Origin of the sequence: Shewanella sp. Scap07 (genome assembly GCF_013394145.1) — a bacterium.
GTDB classification, from domain to species: Bacteria; Pseudomonadota; Gammaproteobacteria; order Enterobacterales; family Shewanellaceae; genus Shewanella; species Shewanella waksmanii.
Window position 1 is genome coordinate 264,075 of record NZ_CP041329.1, and the last position, 18,301, is coordinate 282,375.

At 45.8% G+C, this 18,301-nt stretch carries 26 protein-coding genes; all 26 read left to right on the forward strand.

Features of this window, described 5'->3' with window-relative positions; all coding sequences use genetic code 11:
• Positions 1 to 16: 16 nt before the first annotated feature.
• The 26 genes from rpoC to rplO all read left to right on the forward strand — a co-directional run bounded on the left by rpoC (position 17) and on the right by rplO (position 18,299).
• Positions 17 to 4,231, forward strand: a complete 4,215-nt coding sequence (rpoC, locus tag FLM48_RS01345) for a DNA-directed RNA polymerase subunit beta' (protein WP_179022992.1) — start codon at positions 17 to 19, stop codon at positions 4,229 to 4,231.
• 190 nt (positions 4,232 to 4,421) lie between these two features.
• Positions 4,422 to 4,796: a 30S ribosomal protein S12 gene (gene rpsL, locus FLM48_RS01350; RefSeq protein WP_028774714.1), complete on the forward strand. Its 375-nt coding sequence runs from the start codon at positions 4,422 to 4,424 to the stop codon at positions 4,794 to 4,796.
• 76 nt (positions 4,797 to 4,872) lie between these two features.
• Positions 4,873 to 5,343 (forward strand): 30S ribosomal protein S7, encoded by a 471-nt coding sequence (gene rpsG / locus FLM48_RS01355; protein WP_028774715.1) that lies wholly within the window; start codon positions 4,873 to 4,875, stop codon positions 5,341 to 5,343.
• A 75-nt stretch (positions 5,344 to 5,418) separates the two neighbouring features.
• Entirely contained in the window at positions 5,419 to 7,515 is a 2,097-nt protein-coding gene (gene fusA / locus FLM48_RS01360) for an elongation factor G (protein ID WP_028774716.1), read from the forward strand.
• A gap of 90 nt (positions 7,516 to 7,605) precedes the next feature.
• Positions 7,606 to 8,790, forward strand: coding sequence for an elongation factor Tu (gene tuf, locus FLM48_RS01365; protein WP_179022988.1), 1,185 nt, complete (start codon positions 7,606 to 7,608; stop codon positions 8,788 to 8,790).
• Between the two features lie 368 nt (positions 8,791 to 9,158).
• Positions 9,159 to 9,470, forward strand: a complete 312-nt coding sequence (gene rpsJ, locus FLM48_RS01370; protein ID WP_011070616.1) for a 30S ribosomal protein S10 — start codon at positions 9,159 to 9,161, stop codon at positions 9,468 to 9,470.
• Positions 9,471 to 9,497: 27 nt separating this feature from the next.
• On the forward strand, positions 9,498 to 10,136 hold the full coding sequence (gene rplC / locus FLM48_RS01375) for a 50S ribosomal protein L3 (RefSeq protein ID WP_028774662.1): 639 nt from the start codon (positions 9,498 to 9,500) through the stop codon (positions 10,134 to 10,136).
• 16 nt (positions 10,137 to 10,152) lie between these two features.
• Positions 10,153 to 10,758 (forward strand): 50S ribosomal protein L4, encoded by a 606-nt coding sequence (gene rplD, locus FLM48_RS01380; protein ID WP_028774663.1) that lies wholly within the window; start codon positions 10,153 to 10,155, stop codon positions 10,756 to 10,758.
• Positions 10,755 to 11,054 (forward strand): 50S ribosomal protein L23, encoded by a 300-nt coding sequence (gene rplW / locus FLM48_RS01385; RefSeq protein WP_028774664.1) that lies wholly within the window; start codon positions 10,755 to 10,757, stop codon positions 11,052 to 11,054. The genes rplD and rplW overlap by 4 nt, the downstream gene beginning before the upstream one ends.
• Positions 11,055 to 11,070: 16 nt before the next feature.
• Positions 11,071 to 11,898, forward strand: a complete 828-nt coding sequence (gene rplB / locus FLM48_RS01390; protein WP_028774665.1) for a 50S ribosomal protein L2 — start codon at positions 11,071 to 11,073, stop codon at positions 11,896 to 11,898.
• Positions 11,899 to 11,909: 11 nt separating this feature from the next.
• The gene (gene rpsS, locus FLM48_RS01395; RefSeq protein ID WP_006083596.1) at positions 11,910 to 12,188 is read left to right on the forward strand and encodes a 30S ribosomal protein S19; all 279 of its coding nucleotides are present in this window, start codon (positions 11,910 to 11,912) and stop codon (positions 12,186 to 12,188) included.
• Between the two features lie 15 nt (positions 12,189 to 12,203).
• Positions 12,204 to 12,536, forward strand: a complete 333-nt coding sequence (gene rplV, locus FLM48_RS01400; RefSeq protein ID WP_028774666.1) for a 50S ribosomal protein L22 — start codon at positions 12,204 to 12,206, stop codon at positions 12,534 to 12,536.
• Positions 12,537 to 12,545: 9 nt separating this feature from the next.
• Complete coding sequence (gene rpsC, locus FLM48_RS01405; RefSeq protein ID WP_028774667.1) at positions 12,546 to 13,235, forward strand: 30S ribosomal protein S3; 690 nt, start codon at positions 12,546 to 12,548, stop codon at positions 13,233 to 13,235.
• Between the two features lie 11 nt (positions 13,236 to 13,246).
• Positions 13,247 to 13,657 carry a 50S ribosomal protein L16 gene (gene rplP / locus FLM48_RS01410; protein ID WP_028774668.1) on the forward strand — a complete coding sequence of 137 codons (411 nt, stop codon included), beginning with the start codon at positions 13,247 to 13,249 and terminating at the stop codon, positions 13,655 to 13,657.
• Positions 13,657 to 13,848, forward strand: a complete 192-nt coding sequence (gene rpmC / locus FLM48_RS01415; protein WP_028774669.1) for a 50S ribosomal protein L29 — start codon at positions 13,657 to 13,659, stop codon at positions 13,846 to 13,848. Before rplP ends, rpmC begins: the two co-directional genes overlap by 1 nt.
• Complete coding sequence (rpsQ, locus tag FLM48_RS01420) at positions 13,848 to 14,096, forward strand: 30S ribosomal protein S17 (protein WP_028774670.1); 249 nt, start codon at positions 13,848 to 13,850, stop codon at positions 14,094 to 14,096. Before rpmC ends, rpsQ begins: the two co-directional genes overlap by 1 nt.
• A 179-nt stretch (positions 14,097 to 14,275) precedes the next feature.
• A complete protein-coding gene (gene rplN / locus FLM48_RS01425; protein WP_028774671.1) occupies positions 14,276 to 14,644 on the forward strand; it encodes a 50S ribosomal protein L14 in 369 nt (122 codons plus the stop codon).
• A gap of 11 nt (positions 14,645 to 14,655) precedes the next feature.
• Positions 14,656 to 14,970: a 50S ribosomal protein L24 gene (gene rplX, locus FLM48_RS01430; RefSeq protein ID WP_028774672.1), complete on the forward strand. Its 315-nt coding sequence runs from the start codon at positions 14,656 to 14,658 to the stop codon at positions 14,968 to 14,970.
• A 12-nt stretch (positions 14,971 to 14,982) separates the two neighbouring features.
• Positions 14,983 to 15,522, forward strand: coding sequence for a 50S ribosomal protein L5 (gene rplE, locus FLM48_RS01435; RefSeq protein ID WP_028774673.1), 540 nt, complete (start codon positions 14,983 to 14,985; stop codon positions 15,520 to 15,522).
• Between the two features lie 10 nt (positions 15,523 to 15,532).
• Entirely contained in the window at positions 15,533 to 15,838 is a 306-nt protein-coding gene (gene rpsN / locus FLM48_RS01440) for a 30S ribosomal protein S14 (RefSeq protein WP_028774674.1), read from the forward strand.
• Positions 15,839 to 15,861: 23 nt separating this feature from the next.
• On the forward strand, positions 15,862 to 16,254 hold the full coding sequence (gene rpsH / locus FLM48_RS01445; protein WP_028774675.1) for a 30S ribosomal protein S8: 393 nt from the start codon (positions 15,862 to 15,864) through the stop codon (positions 16,252 to 16,254).
• 10 nt (positions 16,255 to 16,264) lie between these two features.
• Positions 16,265 to 16,795 carry a 50S ribosomal protein L6 gene (rplF, locus tag FLM48_RS01450; protein ID WP_028774676.1) on the forward strand — a complete coding sequence of 177 codons (531 nt, stop codon included), beginning with the start codon at positions 16,265 to 16,267 and terminating at the stop codon, positions 16,793 to 16,795.
• A 10-nt stretch (positions 16,796 to 16,805) separates the two neighbouring features.
• Positions 16,806 to 17,156: a 50S ribosomal protein L18 gene (rplR, locus tag FLM48_RS01455; RefSeq protein WP_028774677.1), complete on the forward strand. Its 351-nt coding sequence runs from the start codon at positions 16,806 to 16,808 to the stop codon at positions 17,154 to 17,156.
• 11 nt (positions 17,157 to 17,167) lie between these two features.
• Positions 17,168 to 17,671, forward strand: a complete 504-nt coding sequence (rpsE, locus tag FLM48_RS01460) for a 30S ribosomal protein S5 (RefSeq protein ID WP_028774678.1) — start codon at positions 17,168 to 17,170, stop codon at positions 17,669 to 17,671.
• Between the two features lie 6 nt (positions 17,672 to 17,677).
• Positions 17,678 to 17,863, forward strand: coding sequence for a 50S ribosomal protein L30 (gene rpmD, locus FLM48_RS01465; RefSeq protein WP_020912153.1), 186 nt, complete (start codon positions 17,678 to 17,680; stop codon positions 17,861 to 17,863).
• A 1-nt stretch (position 17,864) separates the two neighbouring features.
• On the forward strand, positions 17,865 to 18,299 hold the full coding sequence (gene rplO, locus FLM48_RS01470; RefSeq protein WP_028774679.1) for a 50S ribosomal protein L15: 435 nt from the start codon (positions 17,865 to 17,867) through the stop codon (positions 18,297 to 18,299).
• The last annotated feature ends 2 nt before the right edge of the window (positions 18,300 to 18,301 follow it).

An 18,301-nucleotide genomic window follows, 5' to 3' on the forward strand; every position in this document is an offset into this window, starting at 1 on the left:
CCTTCAGGAGAGAAACGTGAAAGACTTATTAAAGTTTCTGAAACAGCAAAGTAAGACTGAAGAATTTGAAGGTATCAAGATTGGCCTAGCGTCGCCAGACTTGATCCGCTCTTGGTCATTTGGTGAAGTTAAGAAGCCAGAAACCATCAACTACCGTACTTTCAAGCCTGAGCGTGAAGGTTTGTTCTGTGCGCGTATTTTTGGCCCAGTTAAAGATTATGAGTGTTTATGCGGTAAGTATAAGCGCCTTAAGCACCGTGGTGTGATCTGTGAAAAGTGTGGCGTTGAAGTTACACAGACTAAAGTACGTCGTGAGCGTATGGGTCACATTGATCTCGCTAGCCCGGTTGCGCATATTTGGTTCTTGAAGTCTCTGCCATCTCGTATCGGCCTAATGCTAGATATGACATTGCGTGACATCGAGCGCGTACTTTATTTCGAATCATTTGTTGTGATTGAGCCTGGCATGACCAGCCTTGAGCGCGGTCAAATGCTAACTGAAGAAAACTACTTAGACGCGCTAGAAGAATATGGCGATGAGTTTGAAGCTAAGATGGGTGCCGAAGCGGTTCTTGAATTGCTACGTGCTATCGATCTAGAGAAAGAAATTGAAATGATGCGCGAAGAGTTGCCATCAATCAATTCTGAGACTCGTCGTAAGAAGATCACTAAGCGTCTTAAGCTTATTGAAGCCTTCTTCAACTCAGGTAATAAGCCAGAGTGGATGATCCTTAAGGTTCTTCCGGTTCTGCCACCTGATCTTCGTCCATTAGTTCCACTAGATGGTGGCCGTTTTGCTACGTCTGATCTGAACGACCTTTACCGTCGTGTGATTAACCGTAACAACCGTCTAAAACGTCTATTGGACCTTGCTGCTCCAGACATCATCGTACGTAACGAAAAGCGTATGTTACAAGAGTCTGTTGATGCACTATTAGATAATGGTCGTCGTGGTCGTGCAATTACCGGTTCTAATAAGCGCCCGCTTAAATCTTTGGCTGATATGATCAAAGGTAAGCAAGGTCGTTTCCGTCAGAACCTGCTAGGTAAGCGTGTTGATTACTCTGGTCGTTCGGTAATTACCGTAGGCCCAACTTTGCGTCTGCATCAGTGTGGTCTTCCTAAGAAGATGGCGCTTGAGCTATTTAAGCCGTTTATTTATGGCAAGCTTGAAGGTCGTGGTTTAGCGACAACGATTAAAGCTGCTAAGAAAATGGTAGAGCGCGAAGTGGCTGAAGTATGGGATGTACTAGACGAAGTGATTCGTGAACATCCAGTCATGCTTAACCGTGCACCAACACTTCACCGTCTTGGTATCCAGGCGTTTGAGCCAGTACTCATTGAAGGTAAAGCGATTCAGCTACATCCACTCGTTTGTGCGGCGTACAACGCTGACTTCGATGGTGACCAAATGGCTGTTCACGTGCCGCTAACGCTTGAAGCGCAGTTAGAAGCACGCTCGCTAATGATGTCTACCAACAACATCTTGTCTCCAGCGAATGGTGAGCCAATCATCGTTCCTTCTCAAGACGTTGTATTGGGTCTTTACTATACCAGCCGCGAATGCGTCAATGGTAAAGGTGAAGCGATGGCATTTGAATCAGTCGATGAAGTTGAAAAAGCTTATCGTACTGGTGTTGCCGAGATTCATGCACGCGTTAAAGTTCGTATTACTGAAACTCAGTTTACTGACAATGGTGAGCCAGTCGAAACACGCCGTATCGTTGATACGACTGTGGGTCGTGCACTGCTTTCACAAATTCTGCCTAAAGGCTTATCGTATGATTTGGTTAACCAAAACATGGGTAAGAAGCAGATCTCTAAACTGTTGAACACCTGTTATCGCCAATTGGGTCTAAAAGATACTGTTATCTTTGCTGACCAATTGATGTACACCGGTTTCCACTTTGCAACCGTATCGGGCGCATCTGTGGGTATCAATGACATGGTGATTCCAGATGAGAAATACACTTTGGTATCAGATGCGGAAGCTGAAGTTCTTGAAATTCAAGAGCAGTTCCAATCTGGTCTAGTAACTGCCGGTGAGCGTTACAACAAAGTCATTGATATCTGGGCAAGTGCTAACGAGAAAGTATCTAAAGCGATGATGGATAACCTGTCTACTGAGACAGTGCTTAACCGTGAAGGCGAAGAGGAAACTCAAGATTCTTTCAACAGCATCTACATGATGGCCGACTCAGGCGCTCGTGGTAGTGCGGCACAGATTCGTCAGCTAGCGGGTATGCGTGGTCTGATGGCTAAGCCAGATGGCTCAATCATCGAAACCCCAATTGTTGCTAACTTCCGTGAAGGTCTAAACGTACTACAGTACTTTATTTCTACTCACGGTGCGCGTAAAGGTCTTGCCGATACCGCATTGAAGACAGCTAACTCGGGTTACCTAACTCGTCGTCTAGTTGACGTAGCACAAGATTTGGTTGTTATCGAAGAAGATTGTGGTACCCACGAAGGTCTAACTATGAAGCCGCTTATTGAAGGTGGTGATGTAGTTGAGCCGTTACGTGAACGTGTACTAGGTCGTGTTGTTGCTGAAGATGTTTACTATCCAGGTACTGAAGACGTACTTGCACCACGTAACACGCTGCTAGATGAAGCATGGTGTGACAAGTTAGAAGAAAACTCAGTTGACGAAGTGATTGTTCGCTCTGTGATCAGCTGTGATACTGACTTTGGTGTGTGTGCCGCTTGTTATGGTCGTGACCTTGCACGTGGTCATATCATCAACCAAGGTGAAGCCATTGGTGTTGTTGCAGCACAATCAATTGGTGAGCCAGGTACACAGCTTACGATGCGTACTTTCCACATTGGTGGTGCGGCATCTCGAGCTTCAGCTGAAAACAACGTTCAAGTTAAGAACGTTGGTACACTGAAACTACACAATGCTAAGCATGTAACTAACAGTGACGGCAAGTTAGTGATTGTTTCTCGTTCTTCTGAACTAGCCATTATTGATGAGCTAGGTCGTGAGAAAGAGCGTTATAAAGTGCCTTACGGTACTGTGCTTGAGAAGCTAGAAGACGCGAGCGTAGAAGCTGGCGAAATCATTGCTAACTGGGATCCACATACTCACCCAATCGTTTCTGAGGTTGCCGGTAGTATTAAGTTCGTTGATATGATTGAAGGTGTCACCATGAACCGTCAAACAGACGAACTAACGGGTCTATCGTCAATCGTAGTACTAGAAGTGGGTCAACGTCCTACTGCTGGTAAAGAGATGCGTCCTGCGATTCGTCTTGTTGGCGCCGATGGTAATGACTTAATGATTCCAGGTACTGAAGTACCTGCTCAATACTTCTTACCAGGTAACGCGATCGTTAACCAAGACGATAACGCACCAATTAACGTTGGTGACGCCTTGGCACGTATCCCTCAGGAGTCTTCGAAGACTCGTGATATTACCGGTGGTCTACCACGTGTTGCTGACTTGTTCGAAGCACGTAAGCCTAAAGAGCCTGCAATTCTTGCTGAGCACTCAGGTACTATCTCGTTTGGTAAAGAAACCAAAGGTAAGCGTCGTCTAGTGATCACGCCTGCAGATGGTGGTAAGCCATACGAAGAGATGATTCCGAAGTGGCGTAACCTAAACGTGTTCGAAGGTGAAAAAGTTGAACGCGGTGAGGTTATTGCAGACGGTCCAGAAGCAGCACACGATATCCTGCGTCTACGCGGTATTCATAAAGTGGCTAACTATATCGTTAACGAAGTCCAAGACGTATACCGTCTACAGGGCGTAAAAATTAACGATAAGCACATTGAAGTGATTATTCGTCAGATGCTACGTAAGTGTGAGATCACTGAAGCGGGTGATAGCGAATTCTTAGCGGGTGAACAAGTTGAAGTTTCTCGCGTTAAGATTGCTAACCGTGAGTTGGAAGCACAAGGTAAGCTGCCTGCTAAGTTCGAGCGTGAACTATTGGGTATTACCAAAGCATCGCTTGCAACTGAGTCGTTTATCTCTGCAGCATCGTTCCAGGAGACCACACGTGTTCTTACTGAAGCGGCTGTTGGTGGTAAGAGTGATAAGCTACGCGGCTTGAAAGAGAACGTAATCGTGGGTCGTTTGATCCCTGCTGGTACAGGTTATGCCTATCACCAGAACCGTTCTCAAGCGGCACCGAATGCAGCTGTCGAAGAAGCACCAACTATCAGCGCAAGTGAAGCTGAACAGAACCTAGCAGATCTATTAAATCTTGCTGGTAGTTCAGATTAATTCACCTAGTTTGGTAAATAGAATGTAAAAAAGGCGCCTTTGGCGCCTTTTTTTTACATTAAATCGCTTAAAAGTTGGCTATTTCTTGACAGGCGGGCATTACCTTTCTAAAATTTCGCCTCCCACATTTGTGGGACATAGATTTTTCACACCTTACTGTTGAGTTAATTCAACTGATTCGGAGCTATACATGGCAACTGTAAACCAGTTGGTACGTAAGCCTCGCGCGCCTAAAGTCGAAAAGACTAATGTGCCAGCGCTGGCTGCGTGTCCACAAAAACGTGGTGTTTGTACTCGCGTATACACAACCACACCAAAAAAACCTAACTCTGCACTACGTAAAGTAGCTCGTGTGCGTCTAACTAACGGTTTCGAAGTAACTTCGTACATCGGCGGTGAAGGCCACAACCTGCAGGAACACAGCGTGATTCTAATCCGTGGTGGTCGTGTTAAAGACTTACCTGGTGTTCGTTATCACACTGTTCGTGGCGCATTAGACTGTGCTGGTGTAAGTGAGCGTCGTCAAGGTCGTTCTAAGTACGGAGCTAAGCGTCCTAAGTCTTAACGTTTTCCGTTAAGTAAGGCCAAGCTAATATTTTGATTCCAGTTTTGGGGTCCCTGAAGCATACGGAGAAATTGTTATGCCAAGACGTCGCGTTGTAGGACAACGTAAAATCCTACCAGATCCAAAGTTCAATAGTGAGTTGCTGGCTAAGTTCATCAACGTCATTATGCAGGATGGCAAAAAGTCTACTGCAGAAAAAATTATCTATAAGGCACTAGATGTTGTCGCTGAGAAAAAAGGCGAAGACCACCTAGTGATCCTTGAAGCAGCCCTGGAAAACGTTCGCCCATCAGTCGAGGTTAAATCTCGTCGTGTTGGTGGTTCTACTTACCAGGTACCATGTGAAGTACGCCCAGTTCGTCGTAACGCGTTGGGTATGCGTTGGTTAGTTGAAGCTGCTCGTAAGCGTGGTGAAAAATCTATGGCTCTACGTCTAGCCGGTGAAATGCTAGACGCTGCTGAAAACAAAGGTACTGCTGTTAAGAAGCGCGAAGACGTGCATCGTATGGCAGAAGCGAACAAAGCGTTCGCACATTACCGCTGGTAATCTCTTGGTGCAGGCATTTGCCTGCACCATGTTTTACATCACTAGTGTGCTATCACTAGTAAAGAGGGTTTAATCGTGGCTCGTACAACTCCTATTGAGCGTTACCGTAATATCGGTATTTGTGCTCATGTTGACGCAGGAAAAACCACAACAACTGAACGAGTTTTGTTCTATACCGGTATGTCTCATAAAATCGGTGAAGTTCATGATGGCGCAGCCACTATGGATTGGATGGAACAAGAGCAGGAGCGTGGTATTACTATCACCTCAGCTGCAACAACTACGTTTTGGCGTGGTATGGATGCCCAGTATACTGAGCACCGTATCAATATCATCGACACTCCAGGTCACGTTGACTTCACTATTGAAGTTGAGCGTTCTTTGCGTGTACTCGATGGCGCTGTTGTTGTGTTCTGTGGTTCTTCGGGTGTTGAACCACAGTCAGAGACTGTTTGGCGTCAAGCCGATAAGTATCATGTACCCCGCATCGTATTCGTCAATAAGATGGATCGAGCCGGTGCAGACTTTGAAAGTGTGGTAGAGCAGATTCGTAACCGTTTGGGCGCAACTTGTGTACCTATTCATTTGAATATTGGTGCAGAAGAAGAGTTCAAAGGTGTCGTAGACTTAATCAAGATGAAGGCCATTAACTGGTCTGAAGCTGATCAAGGCACAACGTTCACCTATGAAGATATTCCCGCTGAGCTTGCTGATAAAGCAGCTGAAATGCGTGAATACCTTGTTGAGAGTGCAGCTGAAGCTTCAGAAGAACTGATGGACAAGTACCTCGAAGAGGGCGAGTTATCAGAAGCTGAAATTAAGCAAGCGCTACGTCAACGTACTCTAGCGAACGAGATAGTCTTAGCGACCTGTGGTTCTGCTTTTAAGAACAAGGGTGTGCAGGCTGTATTGGATGCAGTGATTGACTACTTGCCATCACCTGTCGAAGTACCTGCTATTAAGGGTATCGATGACAATGAAAACGAAGTTGAGCGTCATTCAGATGACAATGAACCGTTTTCAGCGTTGGCATTTAAAATTGCTACTGACCCATTCGTTGGCACCTTAACCTTTATGCGCGTTTATTCGGGCGTATTAGAAACCGGTTCTGGTGTATACAACTCTGTTAAGCAAAAACGTGAGCGTATAGGTCGTATGGTGCAAATGCACGCTAACGACCGTCAAGAGATCAAAGAAGTGCGCGCTGGCGACATCGCCGCAGCTATTGGTCTTAAAGACGTCACCACTGGTGATACCTTATGTGATGCTAACCACAAAGTTATCCTGGAACGTATGGAGTTCCCTGAGCCAGTAATTACGATTGCTGTAGAGCCTCGCTCTCAAGCAGACCAAGAGAAAATGGCCATTGCGCTGCAAAAATTGGCAGCCGAAGATCCGTCTTTCCGTGTTGAAACAGATGAAGAGTCTGGTCAAACACTGATCTCTGGTATGGGTGAGCTACACTTAGACATCATCGTCGACCGTATGCGTCGCGAATTTAGTGTTGAGTGTAATGTGGGTAAACCACAAGTGGCCTACCGCGAGACAATTCGCTCAGCTGTAGAAGTAGAAGGCAAGTTTGTTCGTCAGTCAGGTGGACGTGGTCAATTTGGTCATGTTTGGTTGAAGCTAGAACCTCAAGAAGAAGGTTTTGGTTACGAATTTGTCAACGAGATTGTTGGTGGTGTGGTTCCAAGAGAATACATCCCTGCAGTTGATAAAGGTATCCAAGAGCAGATGAAGAACGGCGTATTAGCTGGCTTCCCTGTATTGGACGTTAAAGTCACCTTGTATGACGGCTCATATCATGATGTCGATTCAAATGAGATGGCGTTTAAAGTCGCGGGCTCTATGGGCTTTAAAAAGGGTGCGCTTGAAGCAGACCCTGCCTTGTTAGAACCTTGTATGAAAGTTGAGGTAACAACACCTGAAGATTATATGGGTGATGTGGTTGGCGACTTAAATAGACGACGCGGATTAATCGAAGGTATGGAAGACGGCATTGGTGGCGTCAAAATCGTTCGAGCCGTAGTACCTCTATCTGAAATGTTTGGTTATGCAACTGACTTGCGCAGTGCGACACAAGGTCGCGCTTCATACTCTATGGAGTTTTTGAAGTACTCTGACGCACCTCAAAATGTTGCTAAATCAGTTATGGAAGCGCGCGGTTAAGATTAATCGCGGCTAAGTGCCATAACTGCTATATTGATTGCTATTGCTCACTAAACAAAGTGGGCACTTCTGAAAAGAAAGGAATATATCGTGGCTAAAGAAAAATTTGAACGTAATAAACCCCATGTAAACGTTGGTACTATCGGACACGTTGACCATGGTAAAACAACTCTAACTGCTGCTATCTCTGCTGTATTGACTAAGACATACGGTGGTGAAGCACGTGATTTCGCACAAATCGATAACGCTCCAGAAGAGCGCGAGCGTGGTATTACAATTAATACTTCTCACATCGAATATGACACTCCAACTCGTCACTACGCACACGTAGACTGCCCAGGTCACGCGGATTATGTTAAAAACATGATCACCGGTGCTGCACAGATGGACGGCGCAATCCTAGTAGTTGCTTCTACAGATGGCCCAATGCCACAAACACGTGAGCACATCCTGCTTTCACGTCAGGTAGGTGTACCTTTCATCATCGTATTCATGAACAAATGTGACATGGTTGACGATGAAGAGCTACTTGAACTAGTAGAAATGGAAGTTCGTGAACTTCTTTCAGAATATGAATTCCCAGGTGATGACCTACCAGTTATCCAAGGTTCTGCACTTAAAGCGCTTGAAGGCGAAGCAGAATGGGAAGCGAAAATCATTGAACTAGCAGAAGCTCTAGATACTTATATCCCAGAGCCAGAGCGTGCAATCGATGGTGCATTCATTCTTCCAATTGAAGATGTATTCTCAATCTCAGGCCGTGGTACAGTAGTAACAGGTCGTGTAGAGCGCGGTATCATCAAAGTTGGTGAAGAAGTAGAAATCGTAGGTATCAAAGAAACTACTAAGACTACTTGTACTGGTGTTGAAATGTTCCGTAAGCTGCTTGACGAAGGTCGTGCAGGTGAGAACTGTGGTGTACTACTACGTGGTACTAAGCGTGAAGACGTAGAGCGTGGTCAAGTACTAGCAGCTCCAGGTTCAATCACTCCACACACAACTTTCGAATCAGAAGTATACGTACTTTCGAAAGAAGAAGGTGGACGTCACACTCCATTCTTCAAAGGCTACCGTCCACAGTTCTACTTCCGTACAACTGACGTAACTGGTACTATCGAGCTACCAGAAGGCGTAGAAATGGTAATGCCAGGTGATAACATCAAGATGACTGTTACACTAATCTGCCCAATCGCGATGGACGAAGGTTTACGCTTCGCAATCCGTGAAGGTGGCCGTACAGTTGGTGCTGGTGTTGTAGCTAAAATCATCGACTAATATGTCGTCGATTTAGTGATAAGAAAAGGCAGCTTAGGCTGCCTTTTTTATTGGCTGCGATTTTTCAGAGAGGCGATAAACAAGGTACTAGCTATTTTGTATTTCCTCAGTATAATAGCGGCCACTTGATGCACCGCAGATGAAATTGTTGGTAATTCACACAACGGGGTTGATCTCTACTATTAGATCAGTATAATACCCCCTCGCCTTAACCATTAGGCGAAACATTGTCGGTTCTTGAAGCCGACGTAAAATAATACAGCGACTCCGATTTGGAGTCGAACGGTTAAATCATCTCGCTCTGCTTTTCCAATAAGGAAGAAGCTAGAGGGTGATTTTTTATGTGTCCATTTTAGGAGCTCTGGTCAATGCAGAACCAAAGAATCCGTATCCGCTTAAAAGGATTTGATCATCGTCTGATCGATCAGTCTACTGCGGAAATCGTTGAAACTGCTAAGCGTACAGGCGCACAGGTACGTGGTCCAATCCCACTACCAACGCGTAAAGAGCGTTATACCGTTTTGATCTCTCCACACGTTAATAAAGATGCGCGTGATCAGTACGAACTTCGTACTCATAAGCGTCTTGTTGACATCGTAGAGCCGACTGAAAAGACTGTAGACGCACTTATGCGTCTTGATCTTGCGGCTGGTGTTGACGTTCAGATTAGCTTAGGTTAATTGAGATCCTTAGAAGAGGTTTGAGAGATGGCTATCGGTCTTATCGGTCGTAAAGTAGGTATGACTCGTATCTTCACAGAAGATGGTGCGTCTATACCTGTAACAGTAATCGAAATCGCAGCTAACCGCGTTGCTCAAGTGAAAACTTTAGAGACAGACGGTTACCGTGCACTTCAGGTTACTACTGGCACCAAAAAAGCTAATCGCATCACTAAACCAGAAGCAGGTCACTTTGCTAAGGCTGGCGTAGAAGCTGGTCGTGGTTTGTGGGAACTGCGTTTGGCAGATGGTGAAGGCGAAGGCATTGAAGTAGGTGCTGAGCTAAATGTTGATATCTTCGCTGATGTAGCGAAAGTTGATGTTACTGGTCAATCTAAAGGTAAAGGTTTCCAAGGCGGTATTAAGCGTTGGAATTTCCGTACCCAAGATGCAACACATGGTAACTCATTGGCACATAGAGCCAACGGTTCTATCGGTCAAAACCAGACACCTGGTCGCGTTTTCAAAGGTAAGAAAATGTCAGGCCACATGGGTGCAGAGCGTGTAACGACTCAAAATCTAGACGTAGTACGTGTAGATGCAGAGCGTAACTTGCTTCTGGTTAAGGGTGCAGTTCCAGGCGCTACTAATGGCGACCTGATCATCAAGCCTGCCGTTAAAGCTTAGGTCTGAGGAGATAGTAATGGAATTGGTATTGAAAGACGCACAAAGTGCTCTGGAAGTTTCCGAAACTACCTTCGGCCGTGACTTTAATGAAGCACTGGTTCATCAGGTAGTTGTAGCATATGCTGCAAACGCGCGTCAGGGCACTCGTGCTCAAAAGACTCGCGCAGAAGTAACTGGCTCTGGCAAAAAGCCATGGCGTCAAAAAGGTACTGGCCGTGCACGTGCTGGTACTGTTAAAGGCCCAATCTGGCGTGGCGGTGGCGTAACTTTCGCTGCTAAAGCACAAGATCACAGCCAAAAAGTTAACAAGAAGATGTACCGCGGAGCGCTTAAGAGCATTCTGTCTGAGTTAGTACGTCAAGACCGTCTTGTTGTTGTTGAGTCATTTGGTGTTGAAGCTCCTAAAACTAAAGAGCTGAAAGCTAAATTGGCTGAAATGAAACTGGAAGACGTGTTGATTGTTACTCCAGAAATTGACGAGAACTTGTTCTTAGCTGCACGTAACCTATACAAAGTTGACGTTCGTGACGTAGCTGGTATCGATCCAGTAAGTCTAATCGCGTTCAACAAAGTACTAGTGACTGCTGATGCTGTTAAGCAAATCGAGGAGATGCTGGGATGATAAGCGAAGAACGTTTGCTAAAAGTTATTCTAGCGCCGCATATCTCTGAAAAGAGTACTGTTTGCGCAGAAAATAACAACACGGTAGTTTTCCGTGTAGCTATCGACGCGACTAAAGCTGAAATTAAAGCTGCAGTAGCTAAGTTGTTCGAAGTTGAAGTAGATTCAGTTCGCACTCTAGTTAACAAAGGTAAAACCAAGCGTCACGGTGCCCGTACTGGCCGTCGTAGCGACTGGAAAAAAGCCTATGTGACTTTAGCTGCTGGTGCTGACATCGATTTCGTCGGCGCTGAGTAAGCAAAGGAGAATTATCATGGCAGTTATTAAGTGTAAGCCAACCTCTGCTGGTCGTCGCCACGTAGTTAAAGTGGTAAACAGCGATCTGCACAAGGGTAAACCTTTTGCTGGCCTGTTGGCGAAAAAGTCTAAAAGTGGTGGCCGTAATAACACTGGTCGTATCACTGTTCGTCACGTAGGTGGTGGACACAAGCAGCATTACCGTATTGTTGACTTTAAGCGCAACAAAGACGGTATCCCTGCTAAAGTTGAGCGTTTGGAATATGATCCAAACCGTACAGCTCATATCGCATTGGTTCTGTATGCTGATGGTGAGCGTCGTTATATCCTTGCTGCTAAAGGCATGCAAGCTGGTGATCAAATCCAGTCTGGTATCGACGCTGAAATCAAGAGTGGTAACGCTCTTCCATTACGCAGCATCCCAGTGGGTAGCGTTGTACACGCAGTCGAAATGAAGCCTGGTAAAGGTGCTCAAATCGCGCGTTCAGCTGGTACTTATGTTCAAGTTGTTGCTCGTGATGGCGAATACGCTACTCTACGTCTTCGCTCAGGCGAAATGCGTAAAGTACCTGTAGATTGTCGCGCGACATTGGGTGAAGTTGGTAACGCCGAGCACATGCTACGCCAGTTAGGTAAAGCTGGTGCTAAGCGCTGGAGAGGCGTACGCCCTACAGTTCGTGGTGTTGCAATGAACCCAGTAGATCACCCACATGGTGGTGGTGAAGGCCGTACATCTGGTGGTCGTCACCCTGTATCTCCATGGGGTCAGCCTACTAAGGGTTATAAGACTCGTAGTAACAAACGCACCGACAAGTACATTGTACGTCGTCGCAATAAAAAGTAAGAGGATTCGCCATGCCACGTTCTCTCAAGAAAGGTCCATTCATTGACCTACACTTGCTGAAGAAGGTAGAGAAAGCGATGGAAGCGGGTGACAAAAAGCCTATTAAGACTTGGTCTCGCCGCTCTATGATCATCCCTAACATGATTGGGTTGACCATCGCTGTCCATAATGGTCGTCAGCACGTACCTGTGTTCGTAACTGACGAAATGATCGGCCACAAGCTTGGTGAATTTTCACCAACTCGCACTTATCGCGGCCATGCTGCTGATAAGAAAGCGAAGAAGCGTTAATACGGGAGACATAAGATGGAAGTTTTAGCTAAACATCGTTTTGCCCGTACGTCGCCTCAAAAGTGTCGTTTGGTTGCAGATCAAATTCGTGGACTGCCTGTTGATAAGGCTCTAGAAGTTTTAACTTTTAGCCCAAAGAAAGCAGCTGTACTTCTTAAGAAAGTACTAGACTCTGCTATCGCTAATGCTGAGCACAATGAAGGTGCCGACATTGATGAGCTGAAAGTTGGAAAAGTCTTTGTAGACGAAGGTCCAACAATGAAGCGTATCATGCCACGTGCTAAAGGCCGTGCTGATCGTATAATCAAGCGTACCAGCCACATTACTGTGGTTGTATCAGATCGCTAGGAGTTAGCAATGGGACAGAAAGTACATCCTAATGGTATCCGTCTGGGTATCACTAAGCCTTGGATCTCGACTTGGTACGCTGATAAATCAGATTATGCCAATAACTTGAGCAGTGACTGGGAAGTGCGTAAGTTTCTAGAAAAGAAACTTAAGCAAGCATCAGTCTCTAAGATTGTTATCGAGCGTCCAGCGAAGAGTGTTCGCGTTACTATTCACACTGCCCGTCCAGGTGTTGTGATTGGTAAGAAAGGCGAAGACGTTGAAAAGTTGCGCAACCAAGTTGCCAAGTTGACTGGTATTCCAGCTCAAATCAACATCGCTGAGATCCGTAAGCCAGAGCTAGATGCGAAGTTAGTTGCCGATGGCATCGCTTCACAGCTAGAGCGTCGTGTTATGTTCCGTCGTGCTATGAAGCGCGCAGTTCAAAACGCAATGCGTCTTGGTGCTAAAGGTATCAAAGTTGAAGTGAGCGGCCGTCTAGGCGGTGCTGAGATTGCGCGTTCGGAGTGGTATCGTGAAGGTCGTGTGCCTCTACATACACTGCGTGCTGATATCGACTATTCAACTGCAGAAAGTCACACTCAATACGGTGTGATCGGCGTTAAAGTTTGGGTCTTCAAAGGCGAAGTTCTAGACGGTATCGTACCTGCATTGGAAGAGCCGAAACAGCAGCCGAAGCGTAAGCCTCGCGGTAAATAGGAGAGCTGGCAATGCTGCAACCAAAACGAATGAAGTTTCGTAAAATGTTCAAAGGCCGTAACCGCGGTCTTGCGAACGGCACTGAAGTAAGCTTCGGTGATTTCGGTCTGAAAGCCGTTGGTCGTGGTCGTTTGACTGCGCGTCAGATCGAATCTGCGCGTCGTGCTATGACACGTCACATTAAACGTCAAGGTCAAATCTGGATTCGCGTTTTCCCAGACAAGCCAATTACCTCTAAGCCTCTTGAAGTGCGTATGGGTAAAGGTAAGGGTAACGTTGAATACTGGGTTTGCCAGATTCAACCTGGTAAGGTTCTTTATGAGATGAATGGCGTATCAGAAGAGCTAGCGCGTGAAGCGTTTACTCTTGCTGCTGCTAAGCTTCCTATTAAGACTACCTTCGTAACTAAGACGGTGATGTAATGAAAGCGAGCGAACTAACAGAAAAGAGCGTTGAAGAACTGAACGCTGAACTGCTTGGTCTGCTGCGTGAGCAGTTTAATCTGCGTATGCAACACGCCACTGGTCAGTTGTCACAGACTCATCAGCTTAAAATCGTGCGTCGTAACATTGCGCGCGTAAAGACTATTATTACTTCTAAGGCGGGTGCATAATGTCTGATAAAATCCGTACTTTGCAAGGTCGAGTACTTAGCAACAAGATGGACAAGTCTATCACTGTAGCTATTGAGCGTAAGGTAAAACACCCTTTATACGGTAAGTTCCTTAAGCGTACTACTAAGATCCATGCACATGACGAAACAAATCAGTGTAATGCTGGCGATGTCGTGACTATTCGCGAATGCCGTCCGCTATCTAAGACTAAGTCTTGGACTCTGGTTGAAGTAGTAACAAAAGCCTAATTTATTAGGTATTTAGCTAAACGGCTCCAAATATAGGGGCCGTTTTTATTTTTAATACTATCTATTCCTTTTTTTGGGTGTTATACTTGCGCGCCATTTTTGACTAAATTAAGGTCAAAAATCGGTGTAAATATGCCCAATTGTGGGATTTGTGAAGTAACGATAGCGGAGCACTTAAAATGATCCAAATGCAATCGACTCTAGAAGTCGCCTGTAACAGTGGCGCTCGTAGAGTTCAGTGTATTAAGGTCTTGGGTGGCTCTCATCGTCGTTATGCCGGTATCGGCGACGTCATCAAGGTTTCTGTAAAAGAAGCAATTCCTCGCGGTAAAGCGAAGAAAGGTGACGTGTATAACGCGGTGGTAGTCCGTACTAAGAAAGGCGTACGTCGTTCAGACGGTTCTGTCATTCGCTTCGATCGGAATGCAGCGGTATTGCTTAATGCAAACCTTGCACCGATTGGTACTCGTATCTTTGGCCCAGTGACGCGTGAATTGCGTACCGAACAATTTATGAAAATTGTTTCACTGGCACCAGAAGTACTGTAAGGAGCTTCAAAATGGCAGCTAAAATACGTCGTGAAGACGAAGTAATTGTACTAGCAGGTAAAGACAAGGGTAAACGCGGTAAGGTTTCTCAAGTTTTGCCAACTGGTAAATTAATTGTAGAAGGCATCAATCTTGTCAAGAAACACCAGAAGCCTAACCCTCAACTGGGTGTGACTGGTGGTATTGTTGAGAAAGAAGCACCAATACAAGCATCAAATGTAGCGATTTTCAACTCTGCCTCTGGCAAAGCTGATCGCGTTGGTTTCCGATTTGAAGACGGCAAAAAAGTCCGTTTCTTTAAGTCGAACAGTGAACTCGTTAAGTAATTGGAGTAAACGATGGCGAAACTGCATGATAAATATAAAGAGACTGTTATCGCGGAACTTTCTAAGAAGTTCGGTTATACCAGTGTCATGCAAGTCCCTCGGATTGAGAAAATCACCCTTAATATGGGTGTTGGCGAAGCTGTAGCAGACAAAAAAGTTATGGAGCACGCGCTTCGTGACATGACTGCTATCGCTGGTCAAAAGCCAGTAGTAACTGTAGCTCGTAAATCAGTTGCTGGTTTTAAAATCCGTGATGGCTACCCGATCGGCTGTAAGGTAACACTACGTGGTGAGCGTATGTGGGAATTCCTTGAGCGTTTAGTTGATATCGCAATCCCGCGTATCCGCGATTTCCGTGGTTTGAGCGTTAAATCGTTCGACGGACGTGGTAACTACGCAATGGGTGTACGTGAGCAAATTATCTTCCCGGAAATCGATTACGATAAAATCGATAAGATCCGTGGTATGGATATTGTTATCACTACTACTGCGAAGAATGACGAAGAAGGCCGTGCTTTACTAGACGCCTTTAACTTCCCATTCAAGAAATAAGGGTAGCGAAATGGCAAAAAGTTCAATGAAAGCACGTGAAGCAAAACGTGCAAAGCTCGTGGCTAAGTACGCTGAAAAGCGTCTAGCACTTAAGGCTATCATTAGCAATCCAACTACTTCTGATGAAGATCGTTGGGATGCAGTTCTTAAGCTGCAGGCACTACCACGTGACTCAAGTTCTGCGCGTCAGCGCAATCGTTGTAGTCAAACTGGTCGCCCACATGGTTTCCTACGCAAGTTCGGCTTAAGCCGTATCAAATTGCGTGAAGCTACCATGCGTGGTGAAGTTCCTGGCCTGCGTAAGGCCAGCTGGTAATACTTGTCACGGAGTAAGCTATTATGAGCATGCAAGATCCTATTGCGGATATGTTAACTCGCATTCGTAACGGCCAAGCTGCTAACAAAGTATCAGTTACTATGCCTTCTGCTAAGCTAAAAGTTGCTATTGCACAGACGCTTAAAGAAGAAGGTTATATTACTGACTACGCCGTAGCAGGCGAAGCCAAACCGGTTCTAGAAATTACACTTAAGTATTTCCAGGGCCAACCAGTCGTTGAGACTATCCAGCGCGTAAGTCGTCCTGGTCTTCGTATTTACAAAGGTAAAAACGAGCTACCAAAGGTGATGGGCGGACTGGGTGTCGCAATCGTGTCCACTTCTAAAGGTTTGATGACTGATCGTGCTGCCCGCCAAAATGGTATGGGTGGGGAAGTTATCTGCTACGTAGCATAAGGAGCTAGCAATGTCTCGTGTCGCAAAAGCACCAGTCGCTATCCCTGCAGGCGTAGAAGTGACTTTAAACGAACAGACCATTACTGTTAAAGGCAGTAAAGGTACTCTAACTCGAGAAATTAACGCTGAAGTTTCTGTTGTTGTTGAAAACAACGAAGTTAAGTGTGCACCAGTTGAAACTGCAAACAATGCAGCACAAGCTGGTACTGCTCGAGCTCTAATCAACAACATGGTTGTTGGTGTAAGCGAAGGTTTTGAAAAGAAACTGACTCTTATCGGTGTTGGTTACCGTGCAAAAATTGCTGGTAAAGGCGTTGATTTGACTCTAGGTTTTTCACACCCTCTAGTTCACCAGCTTCCAGACGGCGTTACAGCAGAGTGTCCATCACAAACTGAAATCGTACTGAAAGGTGCTGATAAGCAGTTAGTTGGTCAAGTCGCTGCTGAGATTCGTGGCTACCGTCCACCAGAGCCTTATAAAGGTAAAGGTGTTCGCTATGCTGATGAACAAGTACGCCGTAAAGAGGCTAAGAAGAAGTAGGTAACGCGATATGGATAAGAAAACATCTCGCTTGCGCCGCGCGACTCGCGCCCGTAAGAAGATCCAAGAGCTGGGCGTTAACCGTCTGGTTGTACATCGTACACCACGCCACACTTATGCTCAGGTGATCAACGCCGAAGCACAGGTTGTGGTTGCAGCTTCTACTGCTGAAAAAGCGGTATCAGAGCAGCTTAAATACACGGGCAACGTAGATGCAGCGAAAGCAGTAGGTAAAGCTATTGCAGAACGCGCTATCGAAAAAGGCGTTACCGTAGTTGCATTCGATCGTTCCGGTTTCAAGTATCACGGACGTGTTGCTGCATTAGCAGACGCCGCTCGTGAAGCTGGCCTCCAGTTCTAAGGGGTATAAAAATGGCTAAATTTGAAGCTCAGCAAAAAGACGATCTGCAAGAAAAACTAGTTGCAGTAAATCGTGTTTCTAAAGTAGTTAAAGGCGGACGTATCTTTAGCTTCACTGCTCTTACAGTAGTGGGTGACGGTAACGGTAAAGTCGGCTATGGCTATGGTAAAGCGCGTGAAGTACCTGCAGCTATTCAGAAAGCAATGGAAAAGGCTCGCCGTAACATTGTTTCTGTTGAACTTGTAAATGGTACTTTGCACCACCCTGTTAAGGGTCGTCACACTGGTTCGCGTGTTTACATGCAGCCAGCGTCAGAAGGTACTGGTATTATTGCCGGTGGTGCGATGCGCGCCGTATTGGAAGTAGCAGGCGTTCATAACGTACTGTCGAAAGCATACGGTTCTACTAACCCGATCAACATCGTTCGCGCAACAGTAGATGCGTTGGTGCACATGAAGTCACCTTCTCAAATCGCTGCTAAGCGTGGCCTTAATGTTGATGAAATTCGAGGTTAATGCACCATGGCAACTAAAACTTTAAAAGTAACTCAGACTAAAAGCTCAATTGGACGTTTGCCTAAGCATCGTGCAACTTTGACTGGTCTAGGTCTACGCCGTATTAATCACACTGTTGAACTTGAAGATACTCCTTCAGTTCGCGGTATGATTAACAAGGTTTACTACATGGTTTCGGTGGAGGAAGTATAAGATGCGTCTAAATACTCTATCACCTGCTGCAGGTGCTAAATCAGCAGCTAAGCGTGTAGGTCGCGGTATCGGTTCAGGCACTGGTAAAACTTGTGGTCGCGGCCACAAAGGTCAGAAGTCTCGTTCAGGTGGCGGCGTTCGCGTCGGTTTCGAGGGTGGTCAAATGCCACTTAAGATCCGTTTGCCTAAGTTCGGTTTCACCTCGCGTCGTGCGATGGTAACTGCGGAAGTTCGCATTAGCGAGCTTGCAAAAGTTAACGGTGATGTTGTCGACTTAAATGCACTGAAAGATGCGAATCTAGTTACTCGCAACATACAGTTTGCTAAAGTCGTTCTTTCAGGTACCATTGACCGCCCAGTGACCGTAAAAGGTCTGAAGGTAACCAAAGGTGCACGTGCAGCTATTGAAGCTGCCGGCGGAAAGATCGAGGAATAATA

Coding starts and splice junctions, on each gene's coding strand:
- rpsL (WP_028774714.1), top strand. CDS start 4,422: ATGGCAACTGTAAACCAGTTGGTACGTAAGCCTCGCGCGCCTAAAGTC.
- rpsG (WP_028774715.1), top strand. CDS start 4,873: ATGCCAAGACGTCGCGTTGTAGGACAACGTAAAATCCTACCAGATCCA.
- rpsJ (WP_011070616.1), top strand. CDS start 9,159: ATGCAGAACCAAAGAATCCGTATCCGCTTAAAAGGATTTGATCATCGT.
- rplC (WP_028774662.1), top strand. CDS start 9,498: ATGGCTATCGGTCTTATCGGTCGTAAAGTAGGTATGACTCGTATCTTC.
- rplD (WP_028774663.1), top strand. CDS start 10,153: ATGGAATTGGTATTGAAAGACGCACAAAGTGCTCTGGAAGTTTCCGAA.
- rplW (WP_028774664.1), top strand. CDS start 10,755: ATGATAAGCGAAGAACGTTTGCTAAAAGTTATTCTAGCGCCGCATATC.
- rplB (WP_028774665.1), top strand. CDS start 11,071: ATGGCAGTTATTAAGTGTAAGCCAACCTCTGCTGGTCGTCGCCACGTA.
- rpsS (WP_006083596.1), top strand. CDS start 11,910: ATGCCACGTTCTCTCAAGAAAGGTCCATTCATTGACCTACACTTGCTG.
- rplV (WP_028774666.1), top strand. CDS start 12,204: ATGGAAGTTTTAGCTAAACATCGTTTTGCCCGTACGTCGCCTCAAAAG.
- rpsC (WP_028774667.1), top strand. CDS start 12,546: ATGGGACAGAAAGTACATCCTAATGGTATCCGTCTGGGTATCACTAAG.
- rplP (WP_028774668.1), top strand. CDS start 13,247: ATGCTGCAACCAAAACGAATGAAGTTTCGTAAAATGTTCAAAGGCCGT.
- rpmC (WP_028774669.1), top strand. CDS start 13,657: ATGAAAGCGAGCGAACTAACAGAAAAGAGCGTTGAAGAACTGAACGCT.
- rpsQ (WP_028774670.1), top strand. CDS start 13,848: ATGTCTGATAAAATCCGTACTTTGCAAGGTCGAGTACTTAGCAACAAG.
- rplN (WP_028774671.1), top strand. CDS start 14,276: ATGATCCAAATGCAATCGACTCTAGAAGTCGCCTGTAACAGTGGCGCT.
- rplX (WP_028774672.1), top strand. CDS start 14,656: ATGGCAGCTAAAATACGTCGTGAAGACGAAGTAATTGTACTAGCAGGT.
- rplE (WP_028774673.1), top strand. CDS start 14,983: ATGGCGAAACTGCATGATAAATATAAAGAGACTGTTATCGCGGAACTT.
- rpsN (WP_028774674.1), top strand. CDS start 15,533: ATGGCAAAAAGTTCAATGAAAGCACGTGAAGCAAAACGTGCAAAGCTC.
- rpsH (WP_028774675.1), top strand. CDS start 15,862: ATGAGCATGCAAGATCCTATTGCGGATATGTTAACTCGCATTCGTAAC.
- rplF (WP_028774676.1), top strand. CDS start 16,265: ATGTCTCGTGTCGCAAAAGCACCAGTCGCTATCCCTGCAGGCGTAGAA.
- rplR (WP_028774677.1), top strand. CDS start 16,806: ATGGATAAGAAAACATCTCGCTTGCGCCGCGCGACTCGCGCCCGTAAG.
- rpsE (WP_028774678.1), top strand. CDS start 17,168: ATGGCTAAATTTGAAGCTCAGCAAAAAGACGATCTGCAAGAAAAACTA.
- rpmD (WP_020912153.1), top strand. CDS start 17,678: ATGGCAACTAAAACTTTAAAAGTAACTCAGACTAAAAGCTCAATTGGA.
- rplO (WP_028774679.1), top strand. CDS start 17,865: ATGCGTCTAAATACTCTATCACCTGCTGCAGGTGCTAAATCAGCAGCT.